Genomic DNA, 16,154 nt, shown 5'->3' with positions numbered 1-16,154 from the left:
TTCTCAATTAAGTTAGTAAATTTATTTTTCATAGCTATAGACCACAACCTTTGGCGAACGCAGAACTTCGCCTGTTTGCAGTTGATAGCCCTTTTGCAGAACTTCTGCTATTTTATTATCTTTATTTTCATCAGCAGTATCTTGAGTAGAAACCGATGTATGGATATGAGGATCGAACTCTTCTTCAACTGGATTCATCTCCTCAATTCCATTACTCCTCAAAGCCGAAATGAACTGCTTATATATAGAAGACAATCCATTGCGCCATTTATCATCGGCATTTTCCCAAGCTTCGCCGGTCATAGCCATTTCAAAACTGTCAATTATTGGGAAAAACGAAGAAATTACTTCTTCTTTGGCTAGTTGAGTCGATCTTTCTCCGGATTCGTCACTGCGTTTTTTTAAGTTTACGTAGTCAGCCTTTAGCCGTTGCCAACCATCAAGATACTGAGATTTTTCTTGTTCACATTTTTTTAGTTTTTTCTGTAGTTTTCTGATCTTCTCTTGAGCCTCAATTTCGTACTCTTCAATATCATCCATATCTTCCTCTCCAGCTTCGTCATTATAAAACTCCAGCTCAGAATCGTCAATGTTTTTATTTTCGTCTGCTTTTTTATCTTTTGACATAACACTAAAGCCTTATATTAAGAGCCGCAAACAACTTATTCAACTATTGGCGAAACACTAGCGCTTCGACCATTGTGGTGACTTTCGCGCCTTTTTAAGACCGAATTTCTTCCTCTCCTTCTTACGTGGATCTCTCTTTAGGAAGCCTTCTTTCTTTAAAGTGCTTCGTAGGTTTTCGTCTTCTTTTACCAAGGCTCTAGCTATACCTAAGCGAATAGCTTCAGCTTGGGACGAGATCCCGCCACCCATTACTTTAGCAGAGACGGAATACGATTGAGCAACACCCTCAAGTTTCAAAGGAGAAATAACGTCTTTTTGTAGTTCGCCAATATCAAAAGCTTCTTCGAGTTTTACTCCATTGACAACCACTTCGTTTTCTTTGTTTTCGGTAAGACGAACTCTCGCGATCGCTCGCTTCCTACGTCCCACTGCCTCTATGTATCTCTGTTGTTCTTTTTTCGCCATATTTATTCTTCTATAACCAAATTAGCCAGCATTTCTTTGCGAAGCTTGTTGTCTGGTAGCATTCCATACACTGCTTTTTTGATAATTTCAGCGTTGGACTTTTTATCTACCACTTCACCCAAACTTTCCTCTCTTAGGCCTCCGGGATAGCCAGTATATCGGCGATATATTTTATCACTTCTTTTGCCTTCTGATATAGATAGTTTACTAGCGTTTGAGATCGTCACAGTCACTCCTGGAGCGAGATTCGGTTTATAAGTAACAGTATTCTTACCCATAAGGAGCTTTGCCGCTTCACTGGCTACTCTTCCTAACTTTTTCCCTTGTGCATCAATAGTATAGTTCATAAATGATATCTCTACACAAACTCGATAATTGCCATTTCGGCTCCATCGCTAGAGCGACGTGGAAGCTTCAATATCCTCGTATAACCACCGTCACGGTCTTTATATCTAGGCCCAATGTCGCTCTCAAGCTTTTTAACAGCGTCTTCGTTATTTAGTCGCGACAATAAAAGCCTTTTCGTTGCTAATTTATTGTCGTCATTTGATTTTGCTTTAGTAACCATCTTCTCAACATAAGGACGAAGTTCTTTCGCCTTGGCTTGAGTTGTGGTAATGCGACCATGCTTAATTAGCGAATTAGCTAACGAACGCAAAAGATCTCGCCTTTGACTTCGCGTTCTTCCAAGTGTACGGATTTTAGAATGGTGTCGCATAATTACTAATATAGCTTTTTATAACGTTGCAACTTTAACAGTTAGTTTTCTAAAAGTCAAAACGGTTATTTAAGAGTTATTCCGAAGTTAGTTACAGCTCTTTTTATCTCTTGAAGGCCCTTTGATCCTAGTCCAGGAAGGTTCAAGATATCTTCCTCCTTCTTTCTTGCGAGACCTCCTACTGTTCGAATATTCGCCTCAGTAAGGGCGTTGATGGTCCTAGTGGACAAATCGAGGGTTTCAATTCTGGTTTTTAGGTATTCAGTATCGCTATCTTCCTCAGTAGACTCTTCTTCGTTTGCATCACTTACACTCTCTTCACTTTCTTCTTTTGCTTCAGTAACCGGAGCTTCTTCTTTAAATCCAACAATTGCTCTCAATTGACTGATCATGATCTGAATGGACTGTTCTAGTGCTTCTCGCGGCGTTAAGGTTCCGTCGGTCTCTATAAAGATCCTCAGTCGGTTGAAGTCAGTCCTGTTTCCTACACGCATATTTTCTACCTCGTAATTAACGCGTCGTATTGGAGTGAATGAAGCGTCTAGGATTATAGTTCCTATCTCCGTACGATCCTCACCAAGGACTTCCTTAGGAAGATACCCCAGTCCTTTTCTTGCTTTGATCTCCATAGAGATCTCGGCATTCTTATCTGTCACAGAACAGATGTATTGATCCGGATTTAATATCTCAGCTTGACTAGGAGCTTCCAGGTCTTGAGCAGTAACTTCTTTCTGACCTTTAACTGAGAGATTAATGGTGGTGGTTTCTGAAGTATTAAGTTTAACTCTAACGTTTTTTAGGTTAAGTAAAATTGTTATTACATCCTCTTTTACGCCTTCAATGGTTGAAAACTCGTGTCCAACCCCATCAATTTTTACAGAAACTATTGCCGCTCCTTCAAGTGAAGAGAGAATTATTCTTCGAAGCGAATTGCCCAAAGTGTGACCATATCCCGGATACAAGCCATCGACTTCATAAACTCCGGAAAACTCTTCCTCTTTGATTACTTTAGGCTTTGATGGTAGTACAATGTTGTGCTCTGACATAATGCTAAATTTTGGTTATCTACTATAAAACTGAATCACCGATGAAAGATCAAAACCAAGTTCGTGCGCTTCCATTTTTGGCAAAGATGTTACTTTCCCTTCAAACTTCTTGGGGTCAAAAGAAAGCCAATTAGGTTGTTTGTAATTTTCTAAACGACCTTGGATGATATCAAATATATTCTTTTCTTTGGTTGAATCCTTGACGCTGATCACATCATCAACCTTTACCTGATAAGACGGAATGTCAATTTTTCTATTATTTATCTTTATGTGTCCGTGTGACACCAATTGCCTTGCAAACGCTCTCGAGGGAGCTAGTCCGAGTTTGTATACTGCATTATCAAGACGTCGTTCCAATGTCTGGAAAAGGATTTCTGCTGGCACTGCGCCGGTAGTTTCGCTCGCTTCTTTAACATAACGAGAAAACTGCTTTTCCCTTAGACCGTATGTATAACGAACTCGTTGCTTCTCTAGGAGCTGTTCTCCATATTCACTAACATTCCTGCGACGACCATGCCGTTGCATCTTACCCTTTCTAGCCTCAGCAAGCTGAAACTTCTGAGTTTGGCATTTTTCGTATATATGAGAGCCGAGTCTGCGGCAAATTTTGTATTTTGGACTTGTTAACATATCAATTATTCCGTACTAAATTACTTAAACACCAACTAAACTCTTCTAGGCCGAGGTGGACGAGGACCTCCGTGTGGAATTGGTGTGTCGTCTTTTATTGAACCGATTTTCACACCTTTTGATGCAAAAGATCTGATGGAGGATTCACGACCTGCTCCTACTCCCTTTACTACTATATCTACCTCTTTCATTCCCATATTTTCGGCGCTTTCGGCTAAAAGCTCCCCTACTTTCGCGGCGGCATAAGGAGTTGCTTTTCTCGCTCCACTAAATCCAAGCGCGCCCGCGGTAGACCACACCAAAGCCCCTCCTTCTTTATCGGTCAAAAGAAGTTTGGTGTTATTGTATGAAGAGTGAATGTAGAGCTTCCCTTCAGCAACGCGTCGTTTCGCAGCTTTGGCTTGTACTCGCTTTCCTCCTTCTCCGCTCTTTGTGATAATTCTCTTTTTACCCATATATTTCTACTTTGCTTTGCAAACTTATTTCTTTTCAACAGCTCTACGTCCTGATCCCATAGTATTTCTACGGTTCCCGCGAACTGTACGTGAATTGGATTTCGTACGCTGTCCCCGTCCGGGAAGGTTTCGCGCATGCCTAGCACCACGATAAGTATTCGAATCTTTTAAGCGCTTTATATTCCCGGATACAGTCCTCTTTAAGTCTCCTTCGATCGTATAACCTTCTATTATGTTCCTTAATTTGGTTTCCTCGGATTCTTTAAGATCCTTGGCTTTTTTACCATAGTCTACTCCGGCCTCATCCAAGATCTCATGGGCGCGGTTTCTGCCAACGCCATATAGTTCTGTTAAGCCTATTTCTAGTCGCTTCTCGTCTGGAATTGTAATACCAAAAATTCTCATAATAGTAAATATATAACGCCAATTTTAACCCTGGCGCTGCTTGTTGCGAGGTTTCTTTTTATTAATAACATATAGACGTCCTTTACGACGAACTATTTTGTCTTCCGGGCTACGTTTTTTTATTGATGAATTAACTTTCATAGTGATGCTATTTGTGCCGGCAAGTACGCAGACGCGCTCAAGTCTCTCCAACTCTAAAGTCGAGTTACTATACGCGCCTTTCCTCCATAAGGATCCATTTCCATACGAACAGAATCACCAACCAAAACACGAATCCTGTACTTTCTCATCTTTCCAGAAAGATAAGCTAGTACTTCTTCATTACTGTCTTCGAGCTGAACTCGAAACATTGTATTGGGAAGTGCTTCCGTAACAACACCAACCTGCGTCTGAACGTTTTCTTTAGGCATTAGTGAAATGGATACAAACGAAAGTGTAGCAAAAGATCAGCCACTACGTCAAGTAGCATATAGTAACTATCAACACTTTAAAGCTCTTCAGTTATAACAACTTCTACCTTTTCACTATTAGACGGCACTGTACGCATGAATCCTGGCACTAGTTCTAATCGCGCATCACGAATTTCCGGTCTTTCAGATAATATAGTAATTGCCTCAGTTCTCGGCTCTCCCATAATAGATTCAGTTACAGCTTGTTCTTCTATTATCCATTCCAAAATGGCTTCTCCGCTTATTGTTAGCGTTAGATTTTCCCCTATAGAATCAATATTGATCTCATCCTCTGTTAGCCCGATCTGAAGCTCCTGGATATTGATGATATTAAGTGGCTGATTTTGATAGTTATCTACATTTTCTGTGGCAATATATCCCGCAAGCAAGTCATGACTGATCATTATTCCATATAGCGTACCTTCGGTACGAACATTTACCGCGTTTTCATCTGTCGTATTTGGCAGGTCTTCATATTCAATAAATGTAGAGCCTGGTATCAATATTTTATTCTCTGGCAATGATTCTGTGATCTTGTTTTGTAATTCAGATTCCAGAGAATTTCTTAGGTTTTCTCTCGCCTCCTCTTCGGTAGCATCTCCGATTACTTGTTCAACACCGACAAAACCGCCGCTGATCTCGGAGTCAGCTTCGGCATACATAGTTTCATAAAGCTCGGTTCCCTCTAGGCCGGGAATAGTAAACCTACCTTCAGACAAGTTGTATTCTTCCCCCGGCTCATCCGCTGTAACTGTTACCGTGATCGAGCCCGGGGAACCGTCGGCTCTTACGCCAGGCACTACTACTGAGTCACCAATTCGATATATTCTTCCATCAGAAGTTTCAAACCTCGTATTGGCTATTAGCGGTTCGTCGTTTTCGGTGGTATTAAAAATAGTTATTGGTCCCTGAGCTCTACGCTCCACCTCTTCCTCTCCTTCTGAATCCACTGCCTCAGACATTGTCTCCGTTATATTTAACACTTCATAAGTGAGAGACGCAGATCCTGTATTTTCCTGTGTCAATTCAACTTCTTCATCAAGAGTCACATTTTCAGTTCTCGGAACTAAGGTAACCGTTGCTTTAGCGAAAATTGATGTCATCATCACTCCGCCAAACACAAGCAGTGCGACAACAAACAACGCAATAAAGTACTTGCCTGCTCCTATCCCTCTGTGGTGCCGAGATCTTTTAATTCTTTTTCTTGGCTTTGTCTTGGTATTTCTTTGCAGTTCTTCGTCTAAAGAAATATCTCTTATAGAACGCTTTCTATTATTGTTACTAAACTGCTTATCTTGTTCTTCGTTGTTATTGTAGTCTTTGGGGTCTTGATCCATAGCTTGAACTTAAATGTCTTATTACTTAGAAGTATATCTTATAATGCACTTTTTTTCATAACTAACTGTTAACTATTGGTCTGAAAAAAAGAGATTCTAGCGATAGAAAATGATCTTTGTAGCGAGATTTAGAAAAGGTAACAAATTTATCGAAGTATTCGCTGGTCAGGATCTTAATGTCAGATTCACGTGAATTAATCAAATAAATCGAATTCATCAGATCAGCCGCGTAATCTTCCATATCCATATCAGCCAGAACAAAGCTTGTATTGGGTATGTATATGCCTTTTTCTATATTATTCAAAAGCTCGTTTTTCATTTCCTCCTTTTTCTCTTCTACAATTGACCTTATATTATCAGCTGAACCTTCAGTAAGTTTACCGGCAAAATAGAGATTGAGCTTAGTGGTTGCCTCAAAGAGATCAATGTTCAAGGAGCTAGATAACTCCCGAATAAGCTCATTTTTCCCAATTTGAACCGTAACCGTTGAAACCAAAATATCATTTTCTATGACAGCAAGCTCTGAGACTTCACCTCTAAAATCAAAAACAGCAAAAGAGTTTACTGCCGGATGCATATCGCGCATCACTGAAAAATACGCCATCATAAATGAAAATGTGCGTATCTTTCTGTAAGAGAAATTTTTTCTTATAGGTTCTTTTACCGCACTTAGAGTTTGCTTAGCAGCGGCTGAGAAATATAGTTTGAGGTCGGCTGTTTTCGCTGTAGAAGATAAAGGATCGTCTATACTATAACCATTCAGTTTATATTCTAATATCCTCTCTTCCAAAAGACTTATAGAATCCGCCGGTGCAATTTCTTTTTTGAGATCTTTAGCAGCTCCTTTAACTATTTCTATGATCACATCAGAAGTAATTTGAGTTTCATTTTCAAATTCGTTATGAACGTCAACCACTCGTGGCATATACCACGGTGAAGAGAATACACAAAAAATATTTTTTATCTTGCGTTTTGATCGTTTACCTAAAACTCTGGACCTTGATTCTTCAATTGAGTCTGATACTTCTTCAACTGACCCCGAAAGAGAAGTTAGAATATCTACTGTTACAGACTCCAGGGAATCGAGCATTGATTTGTAAAAACGATCATAATCAAAGTCGTATTTAAACTCGATTCCCTTTCTCGCCGTAAACAATATTTGAGGCAGCGTATCTTCTTGGTAGCGAACTATAGCACCTCCCACCGAAGAAGAGCCGACATCAAAAATCAAGGTTATTTCCTCTGAGGTATTTTTATTACCAAATAGAACCATTGCATTCCCAGTATAGCGTATTTTTGTCTAAAAATTATACTCTAGGTGTGGACGGACTTAGACGGCTATTCAAGAATTGCTTTTATTCGGCGAACTCCGGCTGAAGACGCCTCTTCTTTCTTGATACGAAATTTTCCCAACTCCCCGGTATTTTCAACGTGAGGACCACCGCAAATTTCCAGGCTGACTACTCCTGTGCTACGATCTCCGATCTTATACACCCGAACTTTTTCTTCGTATTTATCTTCAAATACCCCCACTGCTCCTTGAGCTCTTGCTTCTTCTAAGGTCATTTCGCTATAGCTCACCGGTAAGCTTCTTTCGATCGCTCCATTAACAAAAGTCTCGATTTCTTTTTTCTCTTCTTCTGTAAGTTTTTCGCTGTGAGAAAAGTCAAAACGCAGTCTTTCTGGAGTAATATTCGATCCTTTTTGCTCTACGTGTTCTCCAAGTACATCTCTTAGGGCGGCATTTAATAAGTGCGTTGCTGTGTGATATTTTACTGACATTTCACCAGTGTCCCCAAGTCCCCCCTTAAACTTCTTATCCGCTCCTTTTCTGGATTCCTCTTGGTGGATCCTATATTCTTCCTCAAATGCCTCTTTGTCTACTTCTTTACCGTACTCTCGCGCCAATTCTTCTGTGAGCTCAAACGGGAATCCATGAGTAGTAAACAGCTTGAATGCACCCTTGCCGCTAATTTTGTCTTCTTTTTCAATAATTTTTCTAAATTCTTTTAATCCTCTATCGAGTGCTAATTTAAACTTACTCTCTTCAGATTCAATTTCATCTTGTATCCATTCTTGGCTTTCAAAAACCTCTGGATAAACTTCTCGATAATTGTTAGCAACTACAGAAACAAGGTCTTTTAATTTTTTCGTTTCGATACCAAGTAAATTCGCGTGGCGGATAGAACGACGTATTAGACGCCTAACAAAATATCCTCGTTCGCTGTTTGAGGGTGTAACGCCATCAGAGATCATAAAAACAGCACCGCGAATATGATCCGCGATCACACGAAATGAGTTCTTATTCTCAGAATTCTCATATCTCTCACCGCTATGATCCTCAAGTCTTTCAATAATACTGCGCAATACGTCAATTTTAAATATATCGGAGAAGTCTTCCGTAACAGCTGTTAGTCGTTCTAATCCACCGCCGAAATCTACATTTTCTTTAGGTAGTTTTTCAAAATGACCTTCTGCTTTTTTTACGTACTGCATAAATACGGAATTGCCGATCTCGAGAAAACGTCCGCAATCACAATTAGGGTGGCATTTTTTACCGAACGCCGGATCGTGTTCTACATCTTGAAATTCATAAAAAACCTCGCTGTCGGGACCACCCGGTTCGCCCACCGGCATATCATCGGGGGTGCCACCGCGGCTCCACCAGTTTTTTGAAGCATCATAGTAAAAAATACGACCTCCTTCTAAACCGATCTCACTACCATTTTCCTCAGTGCCTACCTCAACCTCATTTGCCTCAATGTTCTTTTGTTTGAACAAACTCTTCCAAATTTCTACCGACTCAGTATCTTTAGGCAGATCGTTGTTTTTATCACCGTGAAAAACAGTTATATATAGCCGTTCCGGATCTAAGCCTAACCCCGCTTCCTTATCTGTTAGAAATTCAAAAAGCCAGGAGAGTTGTTCTTCTTTAAAGTAGTCACCCAGGGACCAATTGCCAAGCATTTCAAAAAAGGTCGTATGGCGGTTATCTCCAATTTCTTCAATATCTTCCGCGCGAAAACATTTTTGCGAATCAACTATCCTAGAACCCAAGGGATGGTCTTCGCCTAGTAAGTAAGGAACCATAGGCTGCATACCAGAGCCAGTAAAAAGAGTGGTGGGATCATCTGTGGGTACCAAAGAAGCCGAAGGAACGATTCTGTGCCCCTTGCTTGCAAAAAAGTCTAGATAGCGTTTTCTTACTTCTGCTGTTTTCATAATTTTGAGTATATCGGAAAAGAATAAATATCAAAACGATCGACACTGAAATTATTCTGGCTTGAGGTTTGAGACAAAGAGAAAGGTTGTATAGTTTTCCGTTTTATCCTGTAATCCTCTATCCAGAATATTAAGTTCATAAAGATCTGCAGCTGCTTGTGATGCCAAAACAGCGGTAGTTTCAGGCAGCTGGCCTTCTGACAATGCTTTTGCCGCCATCGCCTGATCGATAAGTTCTCCTTCGCCTGATCGCAGATTTTTGTCAGGATACTGCAAGGACAATGTAGACTTGCACTGTGCCAATGCTTGCGGATGAGACATTATTGTTACGATACCGTCCATTTCTATACCCGGTAACACCAACAGATTATGGTTTACTATTATTTCAAACTGATCAACGATCTCAAAAAGCTGCCTTCCCATCGCGTAAATGGATTCATCAACCATTCCGCCAACTGAATTTTGTATAGCAAATATACCTCTGTCTATTTTATGTTCTGCTAACAGAGCTAGCACCTTATCAGTTGTATAGCAATAGCTTAATTCATAATTGGGAATACGATGCCCCTTGGCGTACCAATGAGCCGCTTCTTCGTTAAAGCTTCCTGGGCCTCCTTGGATGCCAATTACCAATTTTTCGCTATCTTTATTATTTTCCATTTTACAATGTTTTTAGTTTCTTTATATCTGCTTTTATTGATTCAATGCCCGTTTTGTAAGTTGACTTGTCTTCAGTATTTATACCCGCTTGCTTGAAAAGATCCTTAGGACTTCTGCTGCCACCACTAGCCAACAGCTTGAACATTTTTTCCAGTACTTTGGGATTTTCTATGCTGTTCTGATACATAACTCGTGAGAGTATACCACCATAGGCATATGAATAAACGTAAAAATATCTACGAATATGCGACCACGCAACGAAAAAGTTCCCGTCTTCGGCAGACATTCTTACAGAAGGTCCAAGATAAGATCTCATTTTTTTATTCAAAATTTCCACTATTTGATCCTTGGCAACATAACCATTTTGTCGAATCTCAGAGTGTAGTGAACTTTCGAATTCAAAACACGCCATCTGACGAAAAATTGTTGAAATATCTTGGTTTATCCTGTTATGCAGTAATACTTTTTGTTCTTTTTTACTAACGAGTTTTAATACTTCTTCAAAAACAATATTTTCGAAGAACTTCGAAGCAAATTCAGCGACTGCTGTGGAATAGTTCTGGTATAAAGGCCTTGCATCCTTTGCCATCTCAGTGTGAATTGCGTGTCCCATTTCATGCGCTAGCGTTAATAGAGAATCGAAGGTGTTAACATGATTTAGTAAAACAAAGGTCGGAAATTCTGTGGTGCCAAAACAAAAACCGCCGGCCGTCTTATTTCTCCTTGGAAATACGTCTATGCGCCCGTCACTGAGCATTCTGTCAAATATATGGAGTGATCTTGGATGGATTTTAGCAAAAACATCCCTCAAAATTTCAACCGATTCATCGAAGCTAAACGTCGTCTTCAGACCTCCGATTTCGGCGTTTCTGTCCGCATACGTTAAATACTTAAGTCCTAGGAGCTGCCTTTTTACATCATAGAAATCGTGGGAAACCTTGATATTTTCTAATACTGCTTCTCTGAGAAGCTGTAGCTCCTTATCGGTGGTTTCAAAATCGATCAGTGTTTCTTGATGCGGTATTCTATAACCGCGCTTAGAATCTGTAATTTTCTTTTTCGTATATATTGCATTGATTTCTGCCTCCGCGACTTCTGAATGTTCACCCAACTTTTTCATTATCAAAGAATGAAGACTTCTTCTTTTTTTTGTTCTCAAACCAGCCACACGATTCATCGCTTCTGAAATAGGAACTTTGTTATTTTCAAATTCTACCTCGTCATTATTTACAAGCCTTTCTGTTAGATCGATCCACATTTCCTCTGACGGTAATGAAAGTGAATTTAACAACGCTTCTTCTTTTTCATTAAGAATATGTTTTGAGGCGTTAAATATTTTTTTCAAAAAATAGCGATATTCCTTTAACGAAGAAGACCCTAATAACTCTTTCTGCTGCTTTTTTGTAATTTGTGCCAACTTGATCTCGAAAAATAAAACGGAGTTGTGAGCAGACACAATTCGTTGGTGCAATTGAGCAATTTTGGCATCTATTCTTTTATCGTTGGTAGTGACCGACTTCTTTAAAAAAAGATAGGCAATGGGTTTGGGTAGAGTGTATAACTTTTCAAGATCTTTCAGCGCCTTTTCTAATACAGTAACTGAAGATACGTTCTTCTTTTTGTAAGTATCCGCAAATTTTTTATATTCTCTTTCGATCTTTCTGACATCTTTCTCGATATTGGGATCATCGATGGAGCTGTATATGGCAGAAAGGTCCCATTCTGTATTATTTTTCATTTTATAATCTCCCCTTAGAAATTCCTCGATTAAAGTATAAGGATAACAAAAAAAGAGTAAAATTTAAATTTCTATCCCTAATTTAAGATAATGCCTTTTTTATGTTTTTAAAATCTTCGATCAAAGTTTCTTTTTGACCGGCGTTGTATAAAGCTACCGCGGGGTGATAAAGAGGAGTTATGAAAACATCGCCATATTTGAAATTTGCCTTTACTAATTGACCGTGAATTTTGGAAATGGGTTCGATTTTATCCTCCAGACCGTAGCGCTTCAAAATATATTCCATAGAAAATCGTCCCAACGTAGCTATCACCTTCGGTTCAATTATCTCGATTTGCTCGTCCAAAAAAGGCGCGTATAGAGCTATCTCTTCGGGTGAAGGATCGCGGTTCTGGGGCGGACGGTCTTTTACGATATTTGTAATATAAACCTCCTCTCTTGGAATATTAATTGACTGTAAAAGCTCATCCAACACCTTGCCGGCTCTACCGCAAAAAGGAACTCCGGATTTGGCTTCAGATTCGCCCGGCGCCTCCCCGATGAACATTATTTCGGCATAGTGATCGCCTTGACCAATAACGGGTAAATATTCGTTTTCGTTACGAAATGAATACAGTGTAGAATCTTTTAGATTAACTACTCTGTCGCGAATAGTCTTTAGCTTTTCATGTCGCACGTCACGCTTTTCGTCTTTCATTATTCCTCTACGTTATAGATATATGGCACAAATACAAAACCAGGAAAGGTTTTTAATTCGATCAAGCCGCCATCCTGCTTCTTATACTGTGTAATTGCCTCTCCAACGGGCGAGACCAAGAGTCCATCCTCTTTTAAGCTTCTTATGAAATGTTCGGGTATGTTTGAAGATATCGTAGCTGAAACCAACACTTTGTCGTAATAATTTTCCGGTATTTCTACTTCGCCACTTTTATAAACACCTGCCTGCGGATAATCGTATCTTTTGAGATTACCTTGTCCCATTTCGACTAACTCATCGACGATTTCAATACCCGTTACTTCGCCTTCTTTTCCCACCATTTCTGCTAATAATGCCGTAGTCCATCCTGAACCTGATCCTACGTCAAGTATCTTTTCTCCTAGTATTGGATCAAGTAGCTCTAGCATAAAAGCTACAGTTGTCGGCTGAGAAATAGTCTGGTCACCTAAAATAGGCAACGGATAATCTTCATATGCCTCCGGTACATAATCACCTAAGACAAAATCGGCTCTATCTATTTTTTTGAATGCTTTCTCTAATTCCTCAGACCGTAGAACATCTTTTTGTTTTAGCTGTTCGATCAGGTCTTCACGAGAATTCATAATTTCCGGTATGCTATGATCTTCTTTCATTATTTAAAATAGTTATTTTACGTTGCTCTCCGCCTCTGTTGTAACTTCCAACTTTGCCGTCGCTTCGCACTACTCTATGGCAGGGTATGTTTTCATCATAATTATTAGCCATTATTCTACCAACTGCACGCGAAGCTTTAGGCGAACCCGCTTTTAGAGCAACTTCAGCGTAGGTTAATGTTTCTCCTTTGGGTATTCTCCTCACCACCTCCCGCACCCTCTCTTTAAAAGAGCTCGCTTTCTCCTTCTTACTTTGAGCTTTGGTCTTTTTCTGAAGCTTCATTCTTTGAGTTTAGCACATCAGAAACTGCTTCAAAGTAACCGCAAAACTCACAATCTTTATGGCTTTCCGGTATTTCTTCAGACAGTAGACATTGATACATCTCTTCCAATGTTCCGTCCAGCCAGCTATCGTCTCCTTCGTACGGTATTATTTTAACGCTAAATTTTAGTTGCCCATTAAAGCTATCGACGTCGCGTAAGCCATTAACGTAATAAAAGTAAGCTGTATTTGAAACTTTGAAATCGTTCCTTCGCAGAAGCCATTGATAGATCTCTACTTGTCTTTTGTACATAATTTGCCAATCGCTATCTATGCTGACTTCTTGACCCCCTTCTTTAGATGTAGCTTTGTAATCCGCTACGTAGAGCAAGCCTTCGTCGTCTATCCAAATATCATCAACTCCACCTCTGATAGTAAGATTTGTATCGGGTAGATCGTATTGTACCCCGTGGCGCATCGCGTCACGCCACTCTTCCATTTTTTTATGCTTAAATGGCTTGAGGCGCAAATCGTTTTCTTTTAAAACCGGATGCCAAGTTCCCTTTTCTCGATGTTTATCAAACTCTTTTTTTAAAAGTTCGTCTACAGCGTTGTTAAGAGTAAAGGGAGGGTATTTCACGCGAGCTACACCATAACGCTGATCTAGGTAGAAACACCTTTTGCATTCTAAGAACAGGTCAATTTTGGTTCTGCTTACTCGAAAGCGATCTTTTGAGCCCGGTTTATAACAGTAGCGGCCGTCCCGCCGTTTATATGGAAATGCCATGGTTTTATTTATTTACTATATGGAGTACAAAGCTTACTAGCTTCATCTTTTATTTTGTTAATCTTTTCTTCCTTGAATCCAAGCTCTTCAAGCAATTTGGTGTTATTTTTTAAGTCCCTGCATAGAACAGTTCCCTGTTCCACTAGTAAGGTTTTTTCTTTATCGGGTAAACTCGTTAGGCAAGTCAGAGGATGAAGGCCGGTTTCCTCAACCAAGTCTTGCAAATTTCCTTTTTCAGGGTAGCTCCACGAAACTATTTTTAAGCCGACACATTCCGCGTAATCAAGAGCATTTTTGGTAAATTTAGTGTTAGTTAGAAGCCAACCTTCCTTTTTCTTTCCATTTCCGTCTTTTTGTTGGCGACTGAGTATATCTTCAAAGCGCGACTTGACGTAGAGAGCCACTTTCAGATCCGACCTGATCTTTTGACTATTATGAAATTTAATTTCCATAGAGATCTCGGAGGTCTCGTTTTCGGCTAGCATATCTACTTCGTGCTCCACACACTCTCCTTCTACCATAACCCCGACTTTTACATCGAATCCTTTTGCCCTGAATATTTCACCCACAAATTCCTCAAATGGAAACCCGGTGGGACCAAGGTCTACCAGCGCTCGGCGAAGCGAATACCGGGCGGCTGCTGTAGATTCCTTTCGCTCTAAAATTTCATAAGCACGCTTGTAGATCGTACCTGTGGTCATTCCGTCTTCTATTTCGCTTTCTATTTTAGACACCACCGCTTCTATTGTTTCTGATCCCGCTCCGGCCTTTTCAAGTGAATGTCGCAATTTATTGGGATCAAATATCTCTCGCGACCCATCCATTTTTATTATTTCCACTTCTTCTTTTTCGTTTTCTTTTTTACCCATAGTGGGTAGTATACTACATGATTATACCCCCGCCCAAACAAACATCGTCTTTATATACGACCAAAGACTGGCCGGACGTAACGGACTCTTGGGGTTCATCAAAGATGACAATGTGATATTCGTCATTTTTTTGCAGCTTTGCCCTTATCAGTGGTTGTCTATAACGATAGCGCACTAGCAATTCTTCGCTCTCTTCAGGTTCTCGCGATATCCAATTGGTATTTTCAATAAGCACTTTTTCTTTATTATATTTTGAAAACTTGTCGTTAGTTTTTTCTGCAACCGTTATGGTATTTTTTTCTATATCTTTGGCAACCACATAGCGTGGTTTATCTTCAGTTCCTTTTTTGGTCACGGTAAATCCCTTTCTTTCACCGTATGTAAATAACATCGCTCCAGGGTGATAACCGATAACCTCTCCGTAAGGGTCTAAGACCTCACCCTCTTTGGGGGAAACATAGTGTGATATGAACTCTTTCATAGAAACCTTGCCGAGAAAACACACACCCTGGCTATCTTTTTTGTTCGCGGTTACCAAATTATTTTTCTTTGCAATACTCCGAATTTCTTCTTTTTTATAGTTACCGAGGGGGAATAAAGTGCTAGTTAGCGCGCTTTTGTCAACATTCCAGAGAAAATAAGACTGATCTTTATTTCGATCTTCGCCCATTTTTAACTCTATTTCTTCGCTATTCGAATCCATTTTGGCATAATGACCTGTTGCTATGTAATCAGCGCCTCTGTTGATGGCTTCTTTGTAAAAAACCCCAAATTTTACATGTCGATTACACATAACATCCGGATTCGGGGTTCGTCCGCGAGAATACTCAGAGATCATATAGTCGACTACTTCTCTCTTGTAGGATTCTTCGGCGTTTATAGTTAAAAAGGGTATGTCTAAGGCCGCCGCGACGCGCATCGCGTCACGTCTATCTTCTTTCCAATTACAAGTTAGAAATTCGGGATACCAACCACGTATAAAAACACCGGTTACCTCGAAACCCGCCTCTTTCAGCAGGAGCGCCGCAACAGAAGAATCTACTCCGCCCGACATCCCGACAAAAACTTTTTCTTTTTCACTCCACTTATTAACCATAGCGTTTACACTATTATACTTACCAAGTATTTAAAACC

Annotated in this window: 21 protein-coding genes; all 21 read right to left on the bottom strand. The window is 40.0% G+C overall.

The window, feature by feature from the left end:
- Window positions 1–21: 21 nt before the first annotated feature.
- A complete protein-coding gene (locus tag U5L75_02080) occupies window positions 22–627 on the bottom strand; it encodes a nucleotide exchange factor GrpE (protein ID MDZ7726348.1) in 606 nt (201 codons plus the stop codon).
- A gap of 57 nt (window positions 628–684) precedes the next feature.
- Window positions 685–1,092 carry a 30S ribosomal protein S9 gene (gene rpsI, locus U5L75_02075; protein ID MDZ7726347.1) on the bottom strand — a complete coding sequence of 136 codons (408 nt, stop codon included), beginning with the start codon at window positions 1,090–1,092 and terminating at the stop codon, window positions 685–687.
- A gap of 2 nt (window positions 1,093–1,094) precedes the next feature.
- Window positions 1,095–1,439, bottom strand: coding sequence for a 50S ribosomal protein L13 (rplM, locus tag U5L75_02070; GenBank protein MDZ7726346.1), 345 nt, complete (start codon window positions 1,437–1,439; stop codon window positions 1,095–1,097).
- A gap of 11 nt (window positions 1,440–1,450) precedes the next feature.
- Window positions 1,451–1,810 (bottom strand): 50S ribosomal protein L17, encoded by a 360-nt coding sequence (rplQ, locus tag U5L75_02065; protein MDZ7726345.1) that lies wholly within the window; start codon window positions 1,808–1,810, stop codon window positions 1,451–1,453.
- A gap of 65 nt (window positions 1,811–1,875) precedes the next feature.
- Window positions 1,876–2,856 (bottom strand): DNA-directed RNA polymerase subunit alpha, encoded by a 981-nt coding sequence (locus tag U5L75_02060; protein ID MDZ7726344.1) that lies wholly within the window; start codon window positions 2,854–2,856, stop codon window positions 1,876–1,878.
- Between the two features lie 15 nt (window positions 2,857–2,871).
- Window positions 2,872–3,486 carry a 30S ribosomal protein S4 gene (rpsD, locus tag U5L75_02055; protein MDZ7726343.1) on the bottom strand — a complete coding sequence of 205 codons (615 nt, stop codon included), beginning with the start codon at window positions 3,484–3,486 and terminating at the stop codon, window positions 2,872–2,874.
- Window positions 3,487–3,521: 35 nt separating this feature from the next.
- On the bottom strand, window positions 3,522–3,941 hold the full coding sequence (rpsK, locus tag U5L75_02050) for a 30S ribosomal protein S11 (GenBank protein ID MDZ7726342.1): 420 nt from the start codon (window positions 3,939–3,941) through the stop codon (window positions 3,522–3,524).
- A 24-nt stretch (window positions 3,942–3,965) separates the two neighbouring features.
- The gene (gene rpsM / locus U5L75_02045; GenBank protein MDZ7726341.1) at window positions 3,966–4,349 is read right to left on the bottom strand and encodes a 30S ribosomal protein S13; all 384 of its coding nucleotides are present in this window, start codon (window positions 4,347–4,349) and stop codon (window positions 3,966–3,968) included.
- Between the two features lie 21 nt (window positions 4,350–4,370).
- Window positions 4,371–4,487, bottom strand: coding sequence for a 50S ribosomal protein L36 (rpmJ, locus tag U5L75_02040; GenBank protein MDZ7726340.1), 117 nt, complete (start codon window positions 4,485–4,487; stop codon window positions 4,371–4,373).
- 53 nt (window positions 4,488–4,540) lie between these two features.
- Window positions 4,541–4,756: a translation initiation factor IF-1 gene (gene infA / locus U5L75_02035; protein MDZ7726339.1), complete on the bottom strand. Its 216-nt coding sequence runs from the start codon at window positions 4,754–4,756 to the stop codon at window positions 4,541–4,543.
- A gap of 77 nt (window positions 4,757–4,833) precedes the next feature.
- Entirely contained in the window at window positions 4,834–6,132 is a 1,299-nt protein-coding gene (locus tag U5L75_02030; GenBank protein MDZ7726338.1) for a hypothetical protein, read from the bottom strand.
- Window positions 6,133–6,193: 61 nt separating this feature from the next.
- Window positions 6,194–7,405, bottom strand: coding sequence for a hypothetical protein (locus U5L75_02025; protein ID MDZ7726337.1), 1,212 nt, complete (start codon window positions 7,403–7,405; stop codon window positions 6,194–6,196).
- 65 nt (window positions 7,406–7,470) lie between these two features.
- Complete coding sequence (locus U5L75_02020; GenBank protein ID MDZ7726336.1) at window positions 7,471–9,354, bottom strand: alanine--tRNA ligase; 1,884 nt, start codon at window positions 9,352–9,354, stop codon at window positions 7,471–7,473.
- Between the two features lie 51 nt (window positions 9,355–9,405).
- On the bottom strand, window positions 9,406–10,014 hold the full coding sequence (locus tag U5L75_02015; GenBank protein ID MDZ7726335.1) for a prephenate dehydratase domain-containing protein: 609 nt from the start codon (window positions 10,012–10,014) through the stop codon (window positions 9,406–9,408).
- Between the two features lies 1 nt (window position 10,015).
- Window positions 10,016–11,752 carry a M3 family metallopeptidase gene (locus tag U5L75_02010; GenBank protein ID MDZ7726334.1) on the bottom strand — a complete coding sequence of 579 codons (1,737 nt, stop codon included), beginning with the start codon at window positions 11,750–11,752 and terminating at the stop codon, window positions 10,016–10,018.
- 82 nt (window positions 11,753–11,834) lie between these two features.
- Window positions 11,835–12,449: a uracil-DNA glycosylase gene (locus tag U5L75_02005; protein ID MDZ7726333.1), complete on the bottom strand. Its 615-nt coding sequence runs from the start codon at window positions 12,447–12,449 to the stop codon at window positions 11,835–11,837.
- Window positions 12,449–13,102, bottom strand: coding sequence for a methyltransferase domain-containing protein (locus U5L75_02000; protein MDZ7726332.1), 654 nt, complete (start codon window positions 13,100–13,102; stop codon window positions 12,449–12,451). The genes U5L75_02005 and U5L75_02000 overlap by 1 nt, the downstream gene beginning before the upstream one ends.
- A complete protein-coding gene (locus U5L75_01995; GenBank protein ID MDZ7726331.1) occupies window positions 13,086–13,385 on the bottom strand; it encodes an MGMT family protein in 300 nt (99 codons plus the stop codon). The genes U5L75_02000 and U5L75_01995 overlap by 17 nt, the downstream gene beginning before the upstream one ends.
- Window positions 13,351–14,151, bottom strand: coding sequence for a PD-(D/E)XK nuclease family protein (locus U5L75_01990; GenBank protein ID MDZ7726330.1), 801 nt, complete (start codon window positions 14,149–14,151; stop codon window positions 13,351–13,353). The genes U5L75_01995 and U5L75_01990 overlap by 35 nt, the downstream gene beginning before the upstream one ends.
- Window positions 14,152–14,159: 8 nt before the next feature.
- Window positions 14,160–15,020 (bottom strand): ATP cone domain-containing protein, encoded by an 861-nt coding sequence (locus U5L75_01985; GenBank protein MDZ7726329.1) that lies wholly within the window; start codon window positions 15,018–15,020, stop codon window positions 14,160–14,162.
- A 13-nt stretch (window positions 15,021–15,033) separates the two neighbouring features.
- Window positions 15,034–16,116 (bottom strand): tRNA 2-thiouridine(34) synthase MnmA, encoded by a 1,083-nt coding sequence (mnmA, locus tag U5L75_01980; GenBank protein MDZ7726328.1) that lies wholly within the window; start codon window positions 16,114–16,116, stop codon window positions 15,034–15,036.
- Window positions 16,117–16,154: the final 38 nt, after the last annotated feature.

The sequence above is a fragment of the Candidatus Campbellbacteria bacterium genome, assembly GCA_034521025.1.
Taxonomy (GTDB): domain Bacteria; phylum Patescibacteriota; class Minisyncoccia; order Phycocordibacterales; family JAXHMZ01; genus JAXHMZ01.
This window is presented reverse-complemented; position numbering and strand designations above follow the sequence as displayed.